The organism is Streptomyces sp. NPDC086549, assembly GCF_044746205.1.
Taxonomy (GTDB): domain Bacteria; phylum Actinomycetota; class Actinomycetes; order Streptomycetales; family Streptomycetaceae; genus Streptomyces.
This window is the reverse complement of record NZ_JBIVBS010000017.1, coordinates 25,686-45,319: the sequence shown is the minus strand read 5'-3', so window position 1 is coordinate 45,319 and position 19,634 is coordinate 25,686. Positions and strand designations below refer to the sequence as shown.

Here is a 19,634-nt window from a genome sequence, read left to right as displayed (position 1 = left end):
TTCCCAGTCTGCCAAGGCCACCGGCGGTTCGGCGGGGACGAGCGGGCCTACGATCACCCTTTTTACCTGGCTCTCACCGTCGCGGACGCAACCCGGCGCAGGCCCCTACCGTCCTCTCACCGTGGGCTCAGGCCGCGCCGAGCCTCGCCAGCTGCTCCGCGAACGGCACGACCTCGACCGGCATGACCTCCACCGGCGCCGGCCGCGTGGCCGAGAGCCCGGACATCAGCCCCGCCAGTTCTCCCGCCGCCCGCTCGATCCGCTCCGGCAGCCCCTCCGCTCCCCAGTCCTCCGAGGCGGCGTACACCGCGGTCGGGACGACCACGGCCCGCAGGTAGGCGAAGAGCGGGCGCAGCGCGTGCTCCAGCACCAGGGAGTGGCGGGCGGAGCCGCCGGTGGCGCCGATCAGCACCGGCTTGCCGGCCAGTGCGTCCTTGTCCAGCACGTCGAAGAACGACTTGAACAGCCCGCTGTACGACGCGGAGAACACCGGCGTGACGACGACCAGCCCGTCCGCCGCCGTGACGGCGTCCAGGGCGGCGGTCAGCCCGCGCCCCGGGAACCCGTTGGTGAAGTTGTGCGCGATCTCCACGGCGAGGTCGCGCAGCTCGATCACCTGGATGTCCACCGGGGTGTTGCGGTCCACGGCGGCGGCCAGCCGGTCGGCGAGCAGCCGCGTGGAGGACGGGACGCTCAGCCCCGCCGAGACGACGACGAGCTTCATGCGACGGTCACCTCGTTGTTGTCGGTGTTCTCGTTGTTCGCGGTGTTCCCGGTGTTCTTCTTCTCAAGGAGGGAAGCGTGGGTGGGCGCCTCCGGCACATCCGCCGGACGGCCCTTGGCGAACTCCTCGCGGAGCACCGGCACGACCTCTTCGCCCAGCATGTCGAGCTGTTCGAGGACGGTCTTCAGCGGCAGCCCCGCGTGGTCCATCAGGAACAGCTGGCGCTGGTAGTCGCCGGCGTACTCGCGGAAGCCCAGCGTCTTCTCGATCACCTGCTGCGGCGAGCCCACCGTCAGCGGGGTCTGGTCGGTGAAGTCCTCCAGCGAGGGCCCGTGCCCGTAGACCGGCGCGTTGTCGAAGTACGGCCGGAACTCGCGCACGGCGTCCTGCGAGTTCTTCCGCATGAACACCTGGCCGCCGAGTCCGACGATCGCCTGCTCCGGCGTGCCGTGCCCGTAGTGCGCAAACCGCTTCCGGTAGAACTCGACCATCCGCTTGGTGTGGTCGGCCGGCCAGAAGATGTTGTTGTGGAAGAAGCCGTCACCGTAGTACGCGGCCTGCTCGGCGATCTCCGGAGAGCGGATGGAGCCGTGCCAGACGAACGGCGGCACGTCGTCCATCGGCCGCGGCGTGGACGTGAAGCCCTGCAGCGGCGTACGGAACTTGCCCTCCCAGTCGACGACGTCCTCGCGCCACAGCCGGCGCAGCAGGGCGTAGTTCTCGATGGCGAGGTTGATGCCCTCACGGATGTCCTGGCCGAACCAGGGGTACACCGGTCCGGTGTTGCCGCGGCCCATCATCAGGTCGACACGCCCGTCGGCCAGGTGCTGGAGCATCGCGTAGTCCTCCGCGATCTTCACCGGGTCGTTGGTGGTGATGAGGGTCGTGGACGTGGAGAGGATCAGGTTCTCCGTCCGGGCGGCTATGTAGCCGAGCATCGTGGTCGGCGACGACGGCACGAACGGCGGGTTGTGGTGCTCACCGGTCGCGAAGACGTCCAGACCGACCTCTTCGGCCTTCTGCGCGATGGCGACCATTGCCTTGATGCGCTCGCGCTCGGTAGGCGTACGGCCCGTGGTGGGGTCCGGGGTGACGTCGCCGACGCTGAAGATCCCGAACTGCATGGTCGCTCATCCTCCAAGTTGTTGACGGTTCAACTATACCCTCCTAACCGTGGCCCCCACCGCCGTATTCCACCCGCTGTCAGTGGCCCGCCCTACGATCCCCGCATGGCCGCCCCACGCCGTGACACCCGAGGCATCGTCGACGCCGCGGAGCTCTTCGCCCACGTGGACTTCCGCCGCCGCGAGCCGGCCGAGCCGCTCCGCCCCTACCTGGAGCACTACTGGCTGATCGACTGGGACCTGCCCCGGCCGTACGCCTCCCACGTCGTCCCGCACCCGTCCGTGAACATCGTCTTCCAGCGGTACGAGGGGCAGGAGCCGTTCGCCGAGGCCGCCGGGATCGGCCTGGAGCTGTTCACACAGAAACTGGAGGGGAAGGGCCGGGTCTGCGGGATCCAGTTCCGTCCGGGCGGCTACCGCCCCTTCGCCCCCGACCGGCCGGTCTCGGAGTGGACGGGCAAGCGGATCCGCCTCCCGGACGCCGACCCGGCACCCGTCCTCACCCCGGACGACGAGGACACCCGCGTCGCCGCCCTCGACGCGTACCTGCTCACCCTCGGCCCCCGCCCCGACCCCCAGGCCGACCTGGCCATGACGCTGGCCGACCGCATCCGCACCGACCGCACGATCCGCCGCGTCACGGACTTCGCCCGGTCCGAGGGCATGTCCGTACGACTCCTGCAACGCCTCTTCGCCGCATACGTCGGCGTGGGCCCGAAGTGGGTCATCCTCCGCTACCGCATCCACGAGGCCCTGGAACGCGCCGAGACCGACCGCGCCGTGGACTGGGCCGCCCTGGCCGCCGACCTCGGCTACGCGGACCAGGCCCACCTGGTCCGGGACTTCACGGCGACGGTGGGAGTGCCACCGACGGCCTACGCCACCAACCCGGCCGCCTCCGGCCCCACCCCGCCCCGGCCCGGAGCTCCCGGCTAGGGAACGAGCACCAGCCGCCCCCGCACCCCGCCCTCCGCGAGCCGGGCGTGGGCCTTGGCCGCCTCGTCCAGGGCGTACGTCTCGGCCACCCGCAGCTGCCCCACCAACCAGCTCCTCGACCGCATCAGCGACAAGTGGGTCAGCCTCGTGGTCGCGGCCCTGTCGACGGGCCCCATGCGCTACAGCGACCTCGGCCGCAAGATCGCCGGGGTGAGCCCCAAGATGCTCACCCAGACCCTGCGCACCCTGGAACGCGACGGCATCCTCACCCGCTCGGTCACCCCGTCCGTCCCCGTCCGCGTCGACTACGAGCTCACCCCGCTGGGCAGCAGCCTCGCCACCCTGCTGACCGCGGTGAAGGACTGGGCGGAGACCAACTTCGACGAGGTCCACGCGGCACGCGAGCGCTACGACACCGACGGCCAGGACACTCCGTAGAGGGGGAGGGAGTCGACGCGATGGGGTCCCCCTCCGGGGGGTGCGTGCCACACCCCGCGACGCCGGCATGGCCCAAACGACACCCCACAGGTCCCGGGACGCCCCCTACGGCCGGTCCTGCCCGGCCCGCGTTTCCCTGAGCCGGGCGACCTGCTCGGCGCTGAACTCCACCGTCCGCCTCATGTGCCGCACGATCACGGCGAGCTCGGCGTCGGCGAGGTCGTCGAAGAGCGTCGACCAGTCACCGCCCAGCCGCTCCCACATCCGCCCGAACTCGGCGATCTTCTCCGGCACGGTCGCCACCAGCACCCGCCGCCGGTCGACCGCGTCCCGCTCCCGGACGACGTACCCCGCCTTCTCCAACCGGTCCACCAACCGGGTCGCCGACCCGGTCGTCAGCCCCGTCAGCTCCGCCACCCGGCCCGTCGTCACCGGCCCCGGCTCCAGCGTGAGCAGGTTCAGGCACTGCAGATCGGTCGGGTGCAGACCGAGGCTGTCGGCGACGGCCTGGTTGAACAGGGCGTACGACGCCATGTACCGGCGGGAGACCGTGGACAGCTCCTCCAGCAGCCGCGACCGCGCCGCACCGGTCCCGTCAGCGCTCCCGGACATGCCCCGCTCCCTTTCGTCTGCGTCGTGCAGAGATCGTACGACGCGCAGGCCCCTGCTCCGCTCAGAACACGTACGAGTCCCCGGTCTCCAGCACCATCACCCGAGCCTTGTCATTGCTCCGGTTGCCGTCCACCGTGCCCTCGCTCCACGCCGTGTCGATCTCCACCGTCACCTCCGGCGCGCTGCTCTTCAGCAGCACCCCCAGCTCGATCCGCTTCCCCGACCCGTTCGCGGGCAGCGCCCCCGTCCGGCACACCACCACCCGCTCGCCCGCACGGACACACTCGTCGGGCAGCGACTGCCGGTCCGCGAGCGGCACCGACCAGCGCAGTTGCACACTCGCGTCCGCGACGGCGGACGGCCCGTGATTGCCCGGGGTGAACGTGACACCCATCCGGTCCCCGACCATGAGCGCCGAACCGTGATACTCCAGGTCGGCCTCCGGCGTACCGCCCGCCCGCGCGGGCCCGGCGACGGCGACGGCGACGGCGAGCGCGGTCATGACCGGCATCGCACTCCACGCAGCAAGCACTCTTGTTCTCGTCAGCATGTACGGATGTATCCCACGCGCAGCGGCGGACAGGCGCCGTCCATCAGGTGACACGGCCGTGCGAAGCTCCCGGCATGCTGATCCTCCGCTCCGCCGCCCTCTTCGTCGTCGCCGCGATCTTCGAGATCGGCGGCGCCTGGCTGATCTGGCAGGGTGTCCGCGAGCACCGGGGATGGCTGTGGATGGCCGGCGGGGTCCTCGCCCTCGGCGCGTACGGCTTCGTCGCCACCTTCCAGCCCGACGCGCACTTCGGCCGCATCCTCGCCGCGTACGGCGGGATCTTCGTCGCCGGTTCGATCCTGTGGGGCGTGGTCGCCGACGGCTACCGCCCCGACCGCTGGGACATCACCGGCGCGCTGATCTGCCTGGCCGGAATGGCCGTGATCATGTGGGCGCCGAGAAACGGCGGCTGAGCCTCGCCTAGGCTGGACGGAGCCGTCCGCAGACCGACCCCAGGAGCAGCCCATGGCCACCGCAGCCCCGTCCGCCGCGTCCCGCATCGCCGTCGTCACGGGTGCGAGCAGCGGCATCGGCGCCGCCACGGCCCGGCAGCTCGCCGCAGCCGGCTACCGCGTCGTCCTCACGGCCCGGCGCAAGGACCGCATCGAGGCCCTGGCCGAGGAACTGACCGAGGCGGGCCACTCGGCGACCGCCTACCAGCTGGACGTCACCGACCGCGCGGCGGTGGACGAGTTCGCCTCGGCCTTCAAGACCATCGGCGTCCTGGTCAACAACGCGGGCGGCGCGCTCGGCGCCGACCCCGTCGCCACCGCCGACCCGGCGGACTGGCGCACGATGTACGAGACCAACGTCCTCGGCACGCTGAACCTCACCCAGGCCCTGCTCCCGAAGCTGGTGGCGAGCGGGGACGGCACGGTCGTGGTCGTGTCCTCCACCGCCGGCCACGGCACGTACGAGGGCGGTGCGGGCTATGTCGCCGCCAAGCACGGCTCCCACGTCCTCGCCGAGACCCTGCGCCTGGAGATCGTCGGGCAGCCGGTGCGCGTCATCGAGGTCGCGCCCGGCATGGTCAAGACCGACGAGTTCGCGCTGACCCGCTTCGACGGCGACGCGGAGAAGGCCGCCAAGGTCTACGCGGGCGTCGCCGAGCCGCTCACCGCCGACGACGTGGCGGACACCATCACCTGGGCGGTGACCCGCCCCAGCCATGTCAACGTCGACCTCCTGGTCCTGCGCCCGCGCGCGCAGGCATCCAACACGAAGGTCCACAGGGAGCTGTGATGAGCGAGCCCCAGGGGACGGACCGCGGGACGGGCCAGGGCATGGACGAGTCCGCGGAGAAACGCCGCCTGGCCCAGGAGACGAAGAACGAACGCCAGGTCTGGTACTTCCTCGCGTACTTCCTCTTCGGCATCCACATTGTGGCCTTCGTCATGATCTACGCGGTACGGCACGGCCACTGAGCCACGGCGGACAGACTCGACCCCGTGGACAGACACATACCTTTCAAGCGCCTGCACAACTTCCGTGACCTGGGCGGCTATTCGACCCCGGACGGCCGCCACCGCGTCCGCCCCGGACTGCTCTACCGGGCCGACTCCCTGGGCAAGCTGGCCGAGGACACGGAGGACTGGGACCGCTTCCTGTCCCTGGGCATAGCCACGGTGCTGGACCTGCGCCACCCGTGGGAGGCCGACGCCAGGGGCCGCGTCCCCGAGCACCCCTCCCTGGCGTACCACAACCTCAGCATCGAACACCGCCCCTACGACCAGCCGTCGCAGTCCCTCGACGTCGCCCCGGGCCCCTACCTCTCCGAGCGCTACATGGAGGTGGCGCAGGACGGTACGAAGGAAATCGCCAGGGCCCTGGAAGTGATCGCGGAGTCGGCGGCCGCCGCCACCCCCCTGGTCTTCCACTGCGCGTCGGGCAAGGACCGCACGGGCCAACTGGCGGCCATGGTCCTGACGTTGCTCGGCATCCCCGAGACCACGATCGTCGAGGACTTCACCCTCACGGAACTCGCGGCCCCGGCGCTCCTGTCCGACTGGCGGCAGCGCAACGAGGGCCGCTCCCCGGCCTGGCCGGCCTTCGGCAGGGCCCCGGCCCCGGCGATGCGCCTGTTCCTGGCGGCCATGAAGGCACGCTACGGCTCGGTCGACTCCTATGTCACCGACGCGCTGGGCCTGGATGCGAAGGCCCTCTCGGAATCCCTTCGCGCGAGCCTCCTGGAACCGGCCCCGACGGCCTGGCCCCCGCTGACGTACCGCAGGGCGACCCCGTCCGACGCCGCCCTGCTGGTCCGCCTCCGCGACACGGCGGCCCTGTGGCAGCTCGCCCGCGGAATCGACCAGTGGAAGCCGGGCGAGAAGGACGAGACCCACTTCCGCACCCGCATGGACGAGGGCGAGGTCTGGCTGGCGTACGCCGACGGGCACCCGGCGGGCGCCTGGGAACTCTGGTGGGACGACCCCGCGGCCTGGGGCCCCCGCCCACCCGACGCCGGCTACATCCACCGCCTGATGACCACCCCGCACACGGCCCCGCCCGCCACCGGCCGCCGCATGCTGGCACAGGCCGAATCCCGGATAGCGGCAACGGGCCGCCCCTACGCCCGCCTCGACTGCCTCTCCTCCAACCCCCGCCTCCGCACCTACTACGAGTCGGCGGGCTACACGATGGTCGGCGAACAGACAGCCAAGGACGGCGGGTTGGGCAGCCCGTACGCGGTGACGTTGCTGGAGAAGCGGCTGTAGGGCCGGATCAGCCCTTCACGCACACCACCTGCTTGAGCTTCGCCACGACCTCGACGAGGTCCCGCTGCTGGTCGATGACCTGCTCGATCGGCTTGTAGGCACCCGGGATCTCGTCGACGACACCCGAGTCCTTGCGGCACTCCACGCCCCGCGTCTGCTCCTCCAGGTCCTTCGTCGAGAAGCGGCGCTTGGCCGCGTTGCGGCTCATGCGCCGGCCGGCGCCGTGCGAGGCCGAGTTGAAGGACTTCTCGTTCCCGAGGCCCCGCACGATGTACGAACCCGTGCCCATGGAGCCCGGGATGATCCCGTACTCGCCGGAGCCCGCGCGGATCGCTCCCTTGCGGGTGACGAGCAGGTCCATGCCCTCGTAGCGTTCACGGCTCACATAGTTGTGGTGGCAGCTCACCTCGGGCTCGAAGGCCACCTTGGCCTTCTTGAACTCCTTGCGGATCACGTCCTTCAGGAGCGCCATCATGATCGACCGGTTGTACTTCGCGTACTCCTGGGCCCAGTAGAGGTCGTGCTCGTACGCCGCCATCTGCGGAGTGTCCGCGACGAAGACCGCGAGGTCGCGGTCGATCAGGCCCTGGTTGTGCGGGAGCTTCTGGGCCACGCCTATGTGGTGCTCGGCGAGTTCCTTGCCGATGTTCCGGGAACCGGAATGCAGCATCAACCAGACATAACCGTCCGCATCGAGGCATACTTCAACAAAGTGGTTTCCCGATCCGAGCGTACCCATCTGCTTCGTCGCCCGCTCCTCGCGGAACTTCACCGCCTCGGCGACCCCGTCGAACCGCCCCCAGAACCCGTCCCACCCGCCGGTGGCGAGCCCGTGCAGCTGACCCGGGTCGACGGGAGCGTCATGCATCCCCCGCCCCACCGGAATCGCCTGCTCGATCTTCGACCGCAGCCGGGACAGGTCGCCAGGGAGATCGTTCGCGGTCAGTGACGTCTTCACCGCCGACATTCCGCAGCCGATGTCCACACCCACCGCCGCGGGACACACAGCCCCCCGCATCGCGATGACCGACCCGACGGTCGCACCCTTCCCGAAGTGCACGTCCGGCATCACGGCCAGCCCCTTGATCCAGGGCAGGGTCGCGACGTTGCGGAGCTGCTGCATCGCGACGTCCTCGACCGTGGCGGGGTCGGCCCACATACGGATGGGAACCTTCGCGCCCGCCATTTCCACGTACGACATATCTTCCTCATTCCCCCGGACGACCGACAAAAGCCTTAATGACAGCAAAACGCAAAAGCAGCGCCAAGGTCTACGAAAAGGGACAAGGGACCGGCGTCCACAGCAGTGCGTGCGATACACATTGTCTCCAGGGGGCGCCCCGCTGCGGCAAGCGATTAACCAGCGGGGACACTGGAGGACCTACCGTCGAGAGGAGCCTGACCGTGCAGCGGAAGGCGTATGTAACCGGCACCGCCGCCCTCCTCGCGGCCCTGCTGGCCGGCTGCACCGGAGGCTCCGGGGACGACAGTCCGACGGACAACGCGAACCCCGGCAACGCCGGCACGGCCACCGTCGCCGCCCAGCCCGGCAAGTACCGCACGCTCCCGGAACCCTGCGGCGCGGTGAGCCACGACACCCTCGACTCCCTGCTGCCCGGCATCCAGCAGATCCCCGACACGGACCAGCAGGACCGGGCGTACCAGGGCGAGGCGACGCTGACGTACGACACCGACCGCAAGGTCGGTTGCCGGTGGAAGGTGGAGGCCGCCGACGCGACCGACCATCTGCTCATCGACTTCGAGCGGGTCGTGTCGTACGACAACGCGGTCAGCGACGACACCGAGGCCGAGCAGCTCTTCGCCGACAGGCAGACAGCGGCCGACCTCCCCGAGCCGAGCACGTCCTCACCCACGGCGACGGCGACGTCCTCGACGACTGCCTCGGCGTCCGCGGCGGCCAAGGCGACGACCTCGGGCGCGAGCGAGCCGACCTCGTCCGCGTCCCCGTCCTCGTCCGCCTCCGCCTCCGCCTCCGCCCCAGCCGACCTCCAGCCCCGCACCCTCGACGATCTCGGCGACGAGGCATACCTCGACGACCAGCTGAGCAACTCCGGTTCGACGGCCGAACAGCGAACGGTGACTGTGGTGTTCCGCACGTCCAACGTCATCGTGACCATCGAGTACGACGAGCAGCCGACGGCCATCGGCACGGTGCCGGACAGCAAGGAAATGCAGGACAGGGCCCGGAAACTGGCCGCACAACTGGCCGACTCGCTCAACGGTTAGCGGTCCCCGCAGCCCCTGCACGGGCCGCGGGCAAAGCCCGTGAACCGGAACCGCACAGCTCACTCACCGCGTACCGTGGCCCCTCGGACCCGATCCGACCGCAGGAACCCCGAGCGTCTGAGTGAAGGAACCATGCAGCGAGTAGCCCAGCGAGACGACCGAGACGACCAGCGCGACCAGCGTGACCGGCGAGCGGGGCGCCTCCGCCGGGCCCTTGTCTGCGCGGCCGCCGTCCCCATGGTGTTCGTCGCCGCCGGCTGCTCCTCGGACTCCGGCTCCGACAGCAAGGACGCCGGCAGTGCCGGCCAGGCGACGAGCAGCAGCTCCGGCGACACCTCCGTGAACCCCTCGCCGACCGTGCAGGCGGCCGCGTACCGCAAACTGCCGGAGTCGTGCGCGGTGCTGTCGAAGAAGACTCTCGGCGAACTGGTACCCAAGGGTGCCAAATCCGGCAAGGAGGGCTCTTCGGACGACGTCGCGACCCGGGCCAGCTGCTCCTGGAGCAGCCTGGACAGCAACGGCGTGAAGGGCTCCCAGTTCCGCTGGCTCAACGTCTCCCTCCTCCGCTTCGACTCCGACGTCAACCGTGGCACGGGCGAGGAGCAGGCGAAGGCCTACTACAGCAAGCAGGTGCAGGGCGCCCTGGCCGTGTCCGGCGCCAAGAACACCAAGTCGGAGCCGGTCGCCGGAACGGGCAACGAGGCGACCGCGGTGCGTTACGACCTGAAGAAGAAGGAAGGCAGCTTCAAGCAGCAGACGGTCGTGGCGCGCGTCGAGAACGTCGTCATCACCCTCGACTACAACGGCGCGGGCCTGGCCGGCGAGAAGACCCCGGACGCCGCCGACCTGACGAAGGCCGCGGAGAAGGCGGCCAAGGAGGTCGCGGCCGCCGTGACGTCGGCGAACAGCCAGGGCGGCACGGGGTCGACCGGCTCGGGATCCGGCTCCGGCACGGGGTCGGGCAAGGATTCGGGCACGGCGAAGCCCTCGCCGTCCAAGTCGGCGTCGAAGTCGGCGAGCCCCTCGTCGTCCGCCTCCCCGTCGAAGTCAGCGTCCAAGAAGAGCTGACTGTCACACCTGGCGGACAACTCGCAGCTCAGCCAAGTCATTTAGCGGAGCCCGGCCCTCCTGGGGGCCGGGCTCCCGGCCTACCGGCACCACGTTCTCCGCACTGATGTGCCACCCTGTTGCGCGCAACAACACGCAAGGGGAGGGGAGTAACGGGTGGCCGCGCCACTGCAGCTGACTCGGATGCACCGAATTCTCATCGGCGTGGTCGTGTCCGGCGCTTTGATCATCGCCGGTATCGGCTTCTCCGGTTCCTACGCCGCGGTCCGCGAGCTGGCGATCAAGAAGGGCTTCGGGAACTTCTCCTATGTCTTCCCGATCGGCATCGACGCGGGCATCTGCGTCCTGCTCGCCCTGGACCTGCTGCTGACCTGGATCCGCATCCCCTTCCCGCTCCTGCGCCAGACGGCCTGGCTCCTGACGGCGGCCACGATCGCCTTCAACGGCGCCGCCGCCTGGCCGGACCCGCTGGGTGTGGGCATGCACGCGGTGATCCCGATCCTGTTCGTGGTCGCCGTCGAGGCGGCCCGGCACGCGATCGGCCGCATCGCCGACATCACCGCCGACAAGCACATGGAGGGTGTCCGCCTCACCCGCTGGCTGCTCTCCCCGGTCCCCACCTTCCTCCTGTGGCGCCGTATGAAGCTGTGGGAGCTCCGCTCCTACGAGCAGGTCATCAAGCTGGAGCAGGAACGTCTCGTCTACCAGGCCCGGCTCCAGGCCCGCTTCGGCCGCGCCTGGCGCAGGAAGGCTCCGGTGGAGTCCCTGATGCCCCTGAGGCTGGCGAGGTACGGCGTCCCGCTCGCGGAGACGGCCCCTGCGGGCCTGGCGGCGGCCGGCATAGAACCGCCGGTGCTGCCTCCGGCACCGGCACAGCCCGAGCTCACGGCCGCCGCGGCCGCGGGCAGTCGCGCCGCCGGGGCAGCGCCCGTCCCACAGAAGGCGGCACCTTACGGCGAGCAGCGCCCCGAGTTCGTCAGCCAGAACGGCGGTCGTCCGGGGGACCCCCCGGTCCCGGACGACCAGAGCCCGTGGTTCCAGGCGATGGACCCCCAGCAGATCCAGTACCAGGGCGGCTACGACCCCGCCTACGACCCGGACCAGTACGCCCAGTGGTACGCGGAGCAGCAGCAGGCCGAGCAGTACTACCAGGAGCAGGAGCCGGAGCAGTACGAGGAACCCTCTCCGGAGGAGACCGGCAGCTTCCCCATCCCGGTGGGCCCGAACCGCACCCGCGAACTCGGTGAGGGCGGCGGCACCCCGGAGCCCGACGAGGAGGCCTACTACCAGGTCTTCCGTCAGTCGATAGACGGCAGCTTCCCCACGCCCGGCCAGTTCCGCGAGGACGTAGAGGCGACGTACGGCAGCGCGCTTCCCGCGCGTGAGGCCGAGCGCATGGTCAACCGCTTCACGAACCGCTTCAACGCGGAACTGGAAGCGGACCACATCGCATAGCGGATCACATCCGTAGCGGACGGCATGACGAAGGGGCCCTCGTGGGAGGGCCCCTTCGTCATGCCGTCGTACTACTGGCTACTCCGCGAGCAGCGTCCGGACCCGCTCCTGCCCGACCGCCAGCAACAGCGTGGGCAGACGCGGCCCGGTGTCACGGCCGACGAGCAGGTGGTACAGCAGTGCGAAGAACGTCCGCTGGGCGGTCTTGATCTCCGGCGGCAGCTCCTTGGGCGTGGCGTCGGCGGAGAACCCGGCCTGGACCTTGGGCACGCCGTAGACGAGGTGGGTCAGCCCGTCCAGGGACCAGTTCTCCGCGAGCCCGTCGAGCAGCAGCCGTACCGACTGCTGGGAGGCCTCGTCGAGGGACTTCAGCAGCTCGACGTCCGGCTCCTCGCGCACGATGGTCCGCTGGTCGGCGGGCACGTGCGTGTTGATCCAGGCCTCGGCCTTGTCGTACCGGGGCCGGGCCTCGTCCAGGGAGCCGAGCGGGTTGGCCGGGTCCAGTTCGGACAGGATGCGCAGAGCCTGGTCCTGGTGGCCGGCGGTGATGTCGGCGACGGAGGCCAGCGTCCGGTACGGCATCGGCCGCGTGGTCTTCGGCAGCTCGCCGCCCGCCGTCCGCACCGCGCGCGAGTGCGCGGCGATGTCGGCCGGGAGGGCGGAGCCGTCGGCGACCTTGGCGTCCAGCTTGTCCCACTCGTCGTACAGCCGCTGGATCTCCTGGTCGAAGGCGATCTTGAAGGACTGGTTGGGCCGGCGGCGGGCGTAGAGCCAGCGCAGGATCTGCGGCTCCATGATCTTCAGCGCGTCGCCCGGGGTCGGGACCCCGCCGCGGGAGGACGACATCTTCGCCATGCCGGAGATGCCGACGAACGCGTACATCGGACCGATCGGCTGCTTGCCGTCGAAGATCCCGACGATCTGGCCGCCGACCTGGAAGCTGGAGCCGGGAGAGGAGTGGTCGACGCCGGAGGGCTCGAACACGACGCCCTCGTACGCCCACCGCATCGGCCAGTCGACCTTCCAGACCAGCTTGCCGCGGTTGAACTCGCTGAGCCGGACGGTCTCCGCGAAGCCGCACTCGTTGCAGGTGTAGGCGAGCTCGGTGGTCTCGTCGTCGTACGAGGTGACCGTGGTCAGGTCCTTGCCGCAGTTGCCGCAGTAGGGCTTGTACGGGAAGTACCCGGCGGAGCCGGAGCTGCCGTCGTCCTCGTTCGCCGCGCCGGAGCCCTCCTCGGCCTCCAGCTCGGCCTCGTCGACGGGCTTCTGCCCCTGCTTCTTGGCCTTCGGCTTGGTCCGGTACTGGTCGAGGATCGCGTCGATGTCACCCCGGTGCTTCATCGCGTGCAGGATCTGCTCGCGGTAGACACCCGAGGTGTACTGGGCGGTCTGGCTGATCCCGTCGAACTCCACTCCCAGCTCGGCGAGGGACTCGACCATGGCCGCCTTGAAGTGCTCGGCCCAGTTCGGGTACGAGGACCCCTCCGGAGCGGGCACCGAGGTCAGCGGCTTGCCGATGTGCTCGGCCCAGGACTCGTCGACACCGGCGATGCCCGCGGGCACCTTGCGGTAGCGGTCGTAGTCGTCCCAGGAGATGAGGTGCCGCACCTGGTGACCGCGCCGCCGGACCTCGTCGGCGACGAGGTGCGGGGTCATGACCTCGCGCAGGTTCCCCAGGTGGATGGGACCCGAGGGCGACAGACCCGAAGCGACGACGACCGGTTTGCCCGGGGCCCGACGCTCCGACTCCTCGATGACCTCATCCGCGAAACGGGAGACCCAGTCGGTGGTCTCGGTGCTCTGAGCCACGTTCGGCACGTCCTCTTGATCCAGGAGCTCTTGATGGTCCTTTCCATACTCCCAGACCGACCCTCGACCGGGAAAACCGCTTTACCTCCCATGGGATACTGGCTGGGTATATCCATCCCCACGAGGAGAACGGCACCCATTCCTATGGCCTCGGTCACGTCCCTCAGCGACTCCGTCCAGCAGCACCTCGCGACCGCACTCTCGGCAGCCCTGCCGGACGCAGGCTCCGCGGACCCGCTGCTGCGACGAAGCGACCGGGCCGATTTCCAGGCCAACGGGATCCTGGCCCTGGCCAAGAAGGCGAAGGCGAACCCGAGGGAGCTGGCCACGCAGGTCGTCTCCCAGGTCGTCGCGGGTGATGTGATCAAGGAGATCGAGGTCTCCGGCCCCGGCTTCCTGAACATCACGATCGCGGACAAGGCGATCACCGAGAACCTGTCCGCGCGGTACGCGGACGACACGGGCCGCCTCGGCGTGCCGTACGCCGCGCACCCGGGCACGACGGTGATCGACTACGCCCAGCCGAACGTGGCGAAGGAGATGCACGTCGGCCACCTGCGCTCCGCCGTGATCGGCGACGCGGTGGTCCACCTCCTGGAGTTCACCGGGGAGAACGTCGTCCGCCGGCACCACATCGGCGACTGGGGCACCCAGTTCGGCATGCTCATCCAGTACCTGGACGAGCACCCGCACGAGCTGGACCACAAGGCCGCCCAGGTGACCGGTGAGGAGGCGATGTCGAACCTCGACCGCCTCTACAAGGCCGCGCGGAAGCTCTTCGACTCCGACGAGGAGTTCAAGACGCGGGCCCGCCGCCGGGTGGTCGACCTCCAGGCCGGCGAGCCGAAGACCCTCGCCATGTGGCAGAAGTTCGTGGACGAGTCGAAGATCTACTTCTTCTCCGTCTTCGAGAAGCTGGACATGGAGGTCCGCGACCCCGACATCGTCGGCGAGTCCGGCTACAACGACATGCTGGCCGAGACCTGCCGCCTCCTGGAGGAGTCCGGTGTCGCGGTCCGCTCCGAGGGCGCCCTGTGCGTCTTCTTCGAGGACATCAAGGGCCCGGACGGCAACCCGGTCCCGCTGATCGTGCAGAAGTCGGACGGCGGCTACGGCTACGCGGCGACCGACCTCTCGGCGATCCGCGACCGCGTCTTCAACCTGAAGGCGAACACGCTCCTTTACGTCGTCGACGCCCGTCAGGCCCTGCACTTCCGGATGGTCTTCGAGACGGCCCGCCGGGCGGGCTGGCTGAACGAGGACGTGACGGCGCAGCAGCTCGCCTTCGGCACGGTGCTCGGCAAGGACGGCAAGCCGTTCAAGACGCGTGAGGGCGAGACGGTCAAGCTGCAGGACCTCCTCGACGAGGCGGTCGACCGGGCGACGGCCGTGGTGCGGGAGAAGGCCGAGAAGGTGGGCCTGTCCGAGCAGGAGATCGTCGAGAACGGCCGGTACGTCGGCATCGGCGCGGTGAAGTACGCCGACCTGTCGACCTCCGCCGTGCGGGACTACAAGTTCGACCTGGACCAGATGGTGTCGCTGAACGGCGACACGGCCGTCTACCTCCAGTACGCGTACGCCCGTATCCAGTCGATCCTCCGCAAGGCCGGCGAGGCCCGCCTCGCCGCCCACCCGGAGCTGGAGCTGGCCCCGGCGGAGCGCGCGCTGGGCCTGCACCTGGACCAGTTCGCCGAGACGGTCCTGGAGGTGGCCTCGGCGCACGAGCCGCACAAGCTGGCGGCGTACCTGTACGAGCTGGCGACGCACCTGACGAAGTTCTACGACCAGTGCCAGGTGCTGAGCGACGAGAACGCCCCGGAGGTCGTCGAGAACCGGCTCTTCCTGGTGGACCTCACCGCACGCACGCTCCACCAGGGCATGGCACTGCTGGGCATCCGAACGCCCGAGCGGCTCTGAGACGACAGGCCGCGGCCCGTTCTCCCCTGGAGGGAGGACGGGCCGCGGTCGTTTCAGGCGCTCACAGAAGAATGCCGTTGGCGAATCGTTCGAACGCGGCCCGGGTCCCCGATCCGGCGATGCCGTCGATGTCGCCGGTGTAGCCCCAGCTCTTCTGCAGGAGACGCTGGAGCGCCTTGATCGTGTTGGGTCCGACGATCCCGTCGATGTCGCCGGTGTAGCCCCAGGCGTCCCGGAGGCAGTGCTGGAACGCCTTCCAGCTGTTGGTGCCGAGCTGGCCGTCGACCGAGTCGTTGTAGCCCCAGTACTGGAGCCAGATCTGGACCTTCTTGGCTTCCTCGGTGGACAGACCGAGGTTGTTCACGGCGCGCGGGGCGACGGCCTGGGAGCTCACCGCCGCCTTCGAGGCCGGTGCGGACGCCGCAAAGCTGGTGCCCGCGGCAGCCACGGTCCCGGCGGCGATGCCGGCGACGGCGGTGAGGCTGACGAGGGTCCTGGCCATGACGTTCGGACGCATGTGTTCCTCTTTCGGTTCGTGGATCGGCACCTGACGCGGTCGGCGATCAGGTGGCGACATCGAGATTGCGGGGTGGCCGCCGGGCGCCGCCACGGTTGCCGCGCAAGTGACGGCAACGTGAGACGACACCCCTTCTGAACTGCGGGGACATCACCCGTCGGGACGGTACGGCGGGACGGCCGGGACGGGACGGGTGTGGCATACGCGGACCGCTGTTGCAGAATGTGACGGGGCATCGGACCGCTGACCACGGTCCATGAACGCGAGTGGGGGGACATGTCGCGTTGGAAAGCGCTGCCCGCGGAGCTGGATCCGCGCGTGCGGCAGTTGGTGGTGCGCTTGCGCCGGCTGAAGGACCACAGCGGTCTGAGCATGCGGCAGCTGGCGGCGAGGACGGGGTACAGCCCGAAGTCGTGGGAACGGTATCTGGGCGGCGGATCACTGCCGCCCCGGGAGGCCGTGGAGGCGCTGGCCCGGATCGGCGGTGATGATCCGGTCCGGCTGCTCGCGTTGCACGAAGTGGCCGCGGACGCATGGGGAAACAGACGGTCGGAGGCATCCGCACCGCAGGAGCCGCAGGAGCCTGCCGCTGCCGAGCCGGAGATCCTGGCGGCGGAAGCCGGGGAGACACGGCTGTCCGGGCGTTCGCTGCGCGTCGCGCTCGTGGCGGGGACGGTGGCGTTGGTGCTGGCCGTCTCCTCGGCACTCCTCCTGCTCGTACGGCTCGGCAGTGGGCACGGTGAAGCCCCGGCGGGACCCCGCCACCCGTCCGCCACCGCGTCGGCAGAGCCGCCGCCTCCCACGTACGACTGCCGGTACGAGCGCGTCGACGGGCGCTGGTACGCGGGCAACAGCCGCACCCAGAGCGCCACGCTCGCGAACGGCAACGCCGGGCCGGAGGTGGCCGAGGCACAGTGCCTGCTGCGCAGGACGGGCATCTCGCCGGGAGGCGTCGACGGGCTCTTCGGTCCGATGACGCAGCGCGCGGTCAAGGACATACAGAAGCGGCACGGCCTGGTCGTGGACGGCGTCATCGGGCCGCACACCTGGAAAGCCCTGCGTGGATGACGCCGCCGGCACCCTCACCGGAGCGCGCCCGGCTGGCCTCCGCACTCCGGGAGTTGAGGACACGTACGGGCCTGAGCCTGGCGAGCCTCGCGGCGAAGACCACGTTCAGCAAGTCGTCCTGGGAGCGCTATCTCAACGGCAAGACCCTGCCGCCGCGTGTGGCGGTGCAGGAGCTGTGCCGTCTCGCGGGCGAGCCGGACGGACGGTGCGTGGCGCTGTGGGAGATCGCGGAGTCGGAGTGGGGCGGGCGCGCGAAGGAAGCGGCCCCGCCGCCGCCGCCGACACCGCCCCCGGCTCCCTCCGCGCCCGCTCCCGAGGAGGTCACGCCTGTCGGCCACCGGGGAGCGGCGGTCGTGGCGGTCCTGGCGTCGTTGTGTGCCGTGCTGGTCGGGGCCGTCACGACCACTCTGTTCCTCCTCCCGGAACGAAACGGCGAACCACGCCCGTCCATGCCCCCGTCCGCCGCCGGTCCGCACTGCCGGGGAACCGCCTGCGAGGGCAAGGACCCGGCGCGCATGACCTGCGCCGCCGCGCCGGACACCTTCGCCTCGCACCGCACCGCCACCGGGGCCTGGATGGAACTGCGGTACAGCAGGGCGTGCGGGACCACTTGGGCACGGATGTGGGGTACGCGGGTCGGCGACCGGATCGAGGTGACCGCGGACGGCCCGCGCAAGGGTCGTACCCGCGGAGCCGAGGTCAAGGACCACGTCGACGAGGACGCCTACGTCCACACCCTCATGACCGCGACCCGGCCCGGAACGGTCGTCCGGGCCTGCTTCCGGCCCGCGGCGGGCGGCAGGAGGGAGTGCTTCGAGGGCCGGGTGAATTAGGCGAAGCGCACGAATTCACACCACACCGCCTTGCCGGGCTCCCGCTCCCCCACCCCCACTTGTCGGCGAGCGCCGCCACGAGCAGCAGCCCGCGCCCGCCCTCGTCCGCGTCGTCCGCGAGCCTCGGGGTGCCGGTCCCGCTGTCGTGCACCTCGACCCGGAGGACCTCGCCGTCGTACCGGAGCCGCAGCAGGAAGCCGCGCCCCGGCGGCGCCCCGTGCACGAGCGCGTTGGTCGCCAGCTCGCTCACGCACAGCGACACGTCGTCGGCGCGCTCCCATTCGTCGAGCCCCCAATACTTCAAGGACCACCACGCGAACCGCCTGGCAGCGGGCACGGATCGGCGGTCGCGGCGGTAGAACTGGGCGTGCTGGTGGGGGATTTCGGTTTCGAGATTCACAGGACGAATGTCGCGCAGAGTGACTACCGTGGATCACTGAGTGAGTCCGTACAGATTATTTGTACGGCTTCGTACGGGGTCACGTACCTACGGGCGCGGGGAGTTGGATCAGCATGAACTCCAAGAAGCTTCCGCGAAAGAGGAACCTCTCGGCCATGAAGATGCTGGGCGTCCAGGTCGGGACGGCTCGCCGCGCGGCGGGTTTCACCCAACGGTCCCTGGGCGAACGGCGCATGGTGGACGAGGAGACGATCGCTTCGATCGAGCAGGGGCGGCGGCCCTTAAAGCCGGATCTCGCCGAGCTGCTCGACGAACTGCTGGAGACGAGAGGCCTGTTGAGAGCCGGCGTGGAGAACCCGCCGGAGATCGACCAGTTCCCCATGTGGGCGGAGCTTTACGTCCAGCACGAGCGGGACGCCATCGCCCAGTTGGACCGCCTTCACCACGTCCCTCAAGTAACCACTGTCAGTGCCTGCGCCTACAGTCACAGGCATGGCGACTCTTCCCAACCCGCTGCCCACCTTGGCGACCGACCCGAGCGGCCGCTCGCTGGGGCTTCGGCTTCCTCCCGGGCGTGTGATCGACGAGCTGCTGTGGTGCGCGGACGGCCCCGCGTCGCCCAGCGGCTGGACCGCGCTCCAGCACACCCCACGTGCGGCCGGGCTCCTCCCGCTGCTCATGGATGCCGGCGGTGACCTGGGTGGCCCGGAGAACTGGGAGCTGCTCCCCGAGGAGACGTCGTACCCCGGGGACCACGACCCGGAGGAGGTGCTGGCCGAGGCCTGGGACGAGTGGCCCGGACTCGCACCCGCCGGGACGCCCGATGCGGACCCCGAGAAGCGGGCCGCCGAGGCCGTCGCCTCCTTGCTCGACAAGGCCCCCAGGATCACCGACTACCGGCTGGCCCTCGTACCGGCCCGCCGTTCCGCCGACATCCCCGCGGCCTTCGGCTGGTCCGGTCCCCTCAACTACGAGAACGACGTGGCCCGGCTCTGTGCCGTACTCCGCTCCTGGGAGGACCGCTTCGGCATACGTGTCGTCGCGCTCTCCTATGCCGGACTGGTCGTCTCGGTCGCCGCGCCGCCCGCCACGCCGGCCGAGGCGGAGGCCGTCGCCGTCGAGCACTTCGCGTTCTGCCCGGACGAGACCGGAGACGACCTCCAGGAGTACGCCAAGCGTCTGGTCGGCGCGCCCACCTGGTCCTTCTGGTGGGACTGACTCC

General features: G+C 70.1%; 20 protein-coding genes and 3 pseudogenes. 14 read left to right on the top strand and 9 right to left on the bottom strand.

The annotated features are described in order from the left end of the window. Positions 1–127: 127 nt before the first annotated feature. Both ACIPSA_RS39405 and ACIPSA_RS39400 read right to left on the bottom strand, forming a co-directional pair. Positions 128–724, bottom strand: a complete 597-nt coding sequence (locus tag ACIPSA_RS39405; RefSeq protein WP_402643939.1) for an FMN reductase — start codon at positions 722–724, stop codon at positions 128–130. Then, positions 721–1,848: an LLM class flavin-dependent oxidoreductase gene (locus ACIPSA_RS39400; protein WP_402643936.1), complete on the bottom strand. Its 1,128-nt coding sequence runs from the start codon at positions 1,846–1,848 to the stop codon at positions 721–723. Before ACIPSA_RS39400 ends, ACIPSA_RS39405 begins: the two co-directional genes overlap by 4 nt. A 105-nt stretch (positions 1,849–1,953) precedes the next feature. Between ACIPSA_RS39400 and ACIPSA_RS39395 the strand changes: the two genes are divergently transcribed. Further along, on the top strand, positions 1,954–2,784 hold the full coding sequence (locus ACIPSA_RS39395) for a DUF6597 domain-containing transcriptional factor (protein ID WP_402643934.1): 831 nt from the start codon (positions 1,954–1,956) through the stop codon (positions 2,782–2,784). On the opposite strand, the pseudogene ACIPSA_RS39390 reads toward ACIPSA_RS39395, so the two are convergent. Beyond that, positions 2,781–2,876: pseudogene (locus ACIPSA_RS39390) on the bottom strand (zinc-binding dehydrogenase); the annotation flags it as partial. The gene ACIPSA_RS39395 and the pseudogene ACIPSA_RS39390 sit on opposite strands and share 4 nt — an antisense overlap. Between ACIPSA_RS39390 and ACIPSA_RS39385 the strand changes: the two are divergent. Continuing rightward, positions 2,839–3,222, top strand: a complete 384-nt coding sequence (locus tag ACIPSA_RS39385; protein WP_402643932.1) for a winged helix-turn-helix transcriptional regulator — start codon at positions 2,839–2,841, stop codon at positions 3,220–3,222. The pseudogene ACIPSA_RS39390 and the gene ACIPSA_RS39385 sit on opposite strands and share 38 nt — an antisense overlap. 105 nt (positions 3,223–3,327) lie before the next feature. On the opposite strand, the gene ACIPSA_RS39380 is transcribed toward ACIPSA_RS39385, so the two are convergent. Continuing rightward, positions 3,328–3,834 carry a MarR family winged helix-turn-helix transcriptional regulator gene (locus ACIPSA_RS39380; RefSeq protein ID WP_402643930.1) on the bottom strand — a complete coding sequence of 169 codons (507 nt, stop codon included), beginning with the start codon at positions 3,832–3,834 and terminating at the stop codon, positions 3,328–3,330. 61 nt (positions 3,835–3,895) lie between these two features. After that, on the bottom strand, positions 3,896–4,336 hold the full coding sequence (locus tag ACIPSA_RS39375) for a hypothetical protein (RefSeq protein ID WP_402643928.1): 441 nt from the start codon (positions 4,334–4,336) through the stop codon (positions 3,896–3,898). Between the two features lie 122 nt (positions 4,337–4,458). Here ACIPSA_RS39375 and ACIPSA_RS39370 point away from each other — a divergent pair, with 122 nt between their 5' ends. Genes ACIPSA_RS39370 through ACIPSA_RS39355 form a run of 4 tightly spaced genes read left to right on the top strand, consistent with a single transcriptional unit; the run spans position 4,459 to position 7,098 of the window. Next, entirely contained in the window at positions 4,459–4,797 is a 339-nt protein-coding gene (locus tag ACIPSA_RS39370; protein ID WP_402643925.1) for a YnfA family protein, read from the top strand. A gap of 52 nt (positions 4,798–4,849) precedes the next feature. After that, positions 4,850–5,626 (top strand): SDR family NAD(P)-dependent oxidoreductase, encoded by a 777-nt coding sequence (locus ACIPSA_RS39365; protein WP_402643923.1) that lies wholly within the window; start codon positions 4,850–4,852, stop codon positions 5,624–5,626. After that, complete coding sequence (locus ACIPSA_RS39360) at positions 5,626–5,808, top strand: hypothetical protein (RefSeq protein ID WP_402643920.1); 183 nt, start codon at positions 5,626–5,628, stop codon at positions 5,806–5,808. Before ACIPSA_RS39365 ends, ACIPSA_RS39360 begins: the two co-directional genes overlap by 1 nt. Positions 5,809–5,832: 24 nt before the next feature. Then, positions 5,833–7,098, top strand: coding sequence for a GNAT family N-acetyltransferase (locus ACIPSA_RS39355; RefSeq protein WP_402643919.1), 1,266 nt, complete (start codon positions 5,833–5,835; stop codon positions 7,096–7,098). A 7-nt stretch (positions 7,099–7,105) separates the two neighbouring features. Here the strand turns inward: ACIPSA_RS39355 and ACIPSA_RS39350 are convergent, their stop codons facing one another. Continuing rightward, positions 7,106–8,299 (bottom strand): RtcB family protein, encoded by a 1,194-nt coding sequence (locus ACIPSA_RS39350; RefSeq protein ID WP_402643917.1) that lies wholly within the window; start codon positions 8,297–8,299, stop codon positions 7,106–7,108. Positions 8,300–8,502: 203 nt separating this feature from the next. Between ACIPSA_RS39350 and ACIPSA_RS39345 the strand changes: the two genes are divergently transcribed. The 3 genes from ACIPSA_RS39345 (at position 8,503) to ACIPSA_RS39335 (ending at position 11,868) form a co-directional block, all read left to right on the top strand. Further along, positions 8,503–9,345: a DUF3558 domain-containing protein gene (locus ACIPSA_RS39345; protein ID WP_402643915.1), complete on the top strand. Its 843-nt coding sequence runs from the start codon at positions 8,503–8,505 to the stop codon at positions 9,343–9,345. A 132-nt stretch (positions 9,346–9,477) separates the two neighbouring features. Beyond that, entirely contained in the window at positions 9,478–10,413 is a 936-nt protein-coding gene (locus ACIPSA_RS39340; protein ID WP_402643912.1) for a DUF3558 domain-containing protein, read from the top strand. Positions 10,414–10,596: 183 nt separating this feature from the next. Then, positions 10,597–11,868 carry a DUF2637 domain-containing protein gene (locus tag ACIPSA_RS39335; protein ID WP_402643910.1) on the top strand — a complete coding sequence of 424 codons (1,272 nt, stop codon included), beginning with the start codon at positions 10,597–10,599 and terminating at the stop codon, positions 11,866–11,868. Between the two features lie 78 nt (positions 11,869–11,946). Here ACIPSA_RS39335 and lysS read toward each other — a convergent pair whose 3' ends face one another. Further along, positions 11,947–13,686 carry a lysine--tRNA ligase gene (gene lysS / locus ACIPSA_RS39330; RefSeq protein WP_402643907.1) on the bottom strand — a complete coding sequence of 580 codons (1,740 nt, stop codon included), beginning with the start codon at positions 13,684–13,686 and terminating at the stop codon, positions 11,947–11,949. A gap of 135 nt (positions 13,687–13,821) precedes the next feature. Here lysS and argS point away from each other — a divergent pair, with 135 nt between their 5' ends. Further along, a complete protein-coding gene (gene argS, locus ACIPSA_RS39325) occupies positions 13,822–15,594 on the top strand; it encodes an arginine--tRNA ligase (protein WP_402643905.1) in 1,773 nt (590 codons plus the stop codon). A gap of 61 nt (positions 15,595–15,655) precedes the next feature. On the opposite strand, the gene ACIPSA_RS39320 is transcribed toward argS, so the two are convergent. Beyond that, a complete protein-coding gene (locus ACIPSA_RS39320; RefSeq protein WP_402643903.1) occupies positions 15,656–16,111 on the bottom strand; it encodes a peptidoglycan-binding protein in 456 nt (151 codons plus the stop codon). A gap of 276 nt (positions 16,112–16,387) precedes the next feature. Here ACIPSA_RS39320 and ACIPSA_RS39315 point away from each other — a divergent pair, with 276 nt between their 5' ends. Together ACIPSA_RS39315 and ACIPSA_RS39310 are read left to right on the top strand one after the other, a co-directional pair. Further along, a complete protein-coding gene (locus ACIPSA_RS39315) occupies positions 16,388–17,179 on the top strand; it encodes a peptidoglycan-binding protein (protein ID WP_402643901.1) in 792 nt (263 codons plus the stop codon). Beyond that, entirely contained in the window at positions 17,176–18,012 is an 837-nt protein-coding gene (locus tag ACIPSA_RS39310) for a DUF2690 domain-containing protein (RefSeq protein ID WP_402643899.1), read from the top strand. The genes ACIPSA_RS39315 and ACIPSA_RS39310 overlap by 4 nt, the downstream gene beginning before the upstream one ends. Here ACIPSA_RS39310 and ACIPSA_RS39305 read toward each other — a convergent pair. Next, positions 18,009–18,412 (bottom strand): annotated as a pseudogene (locus tag ACIPSA_RS39305) (ATP-binding protein). The gene ACIPSA_RS39310 and the pseudogene ACIPSA_RS39305 sit on opposite strands and share 4 nt — an antisense overlap. 113 nt (positions 18,413–18,525) lie before the next feature. On the opposite strand from ACIPSA_RS39305, the pseudogene ACIPSA_RS39300 reads away from it, so the two are divergent. Both ACIPSA_RS39300 and ACIPSA_RS39295 read left to right on the top strand, forming a co-directional pair. Then, positions 18,526–18,837: pseudogene (locus ACIPSA_RS39300) on the top strand (helix-turn-helix domain-containing protein); the annotation flags it as partial. A gap of 67 nt (positions 18,838–18,904) precedes the next feature. After that, positions 18,905–19,630 carry a DUF4253 domain-containing protein gene (locus ACIPSA_RS39295; RefSeq protein ID WP_402643897.1) on the top strand — a complete coding sequence of 242 codons (726 nt, stop codon included), beginning with the start codon at positions 18,905–18,907 and terminating at the stop codon, positions 19,628–19,630. Positions 19,631–19,634: the final 4 nt, after the last annotated feature.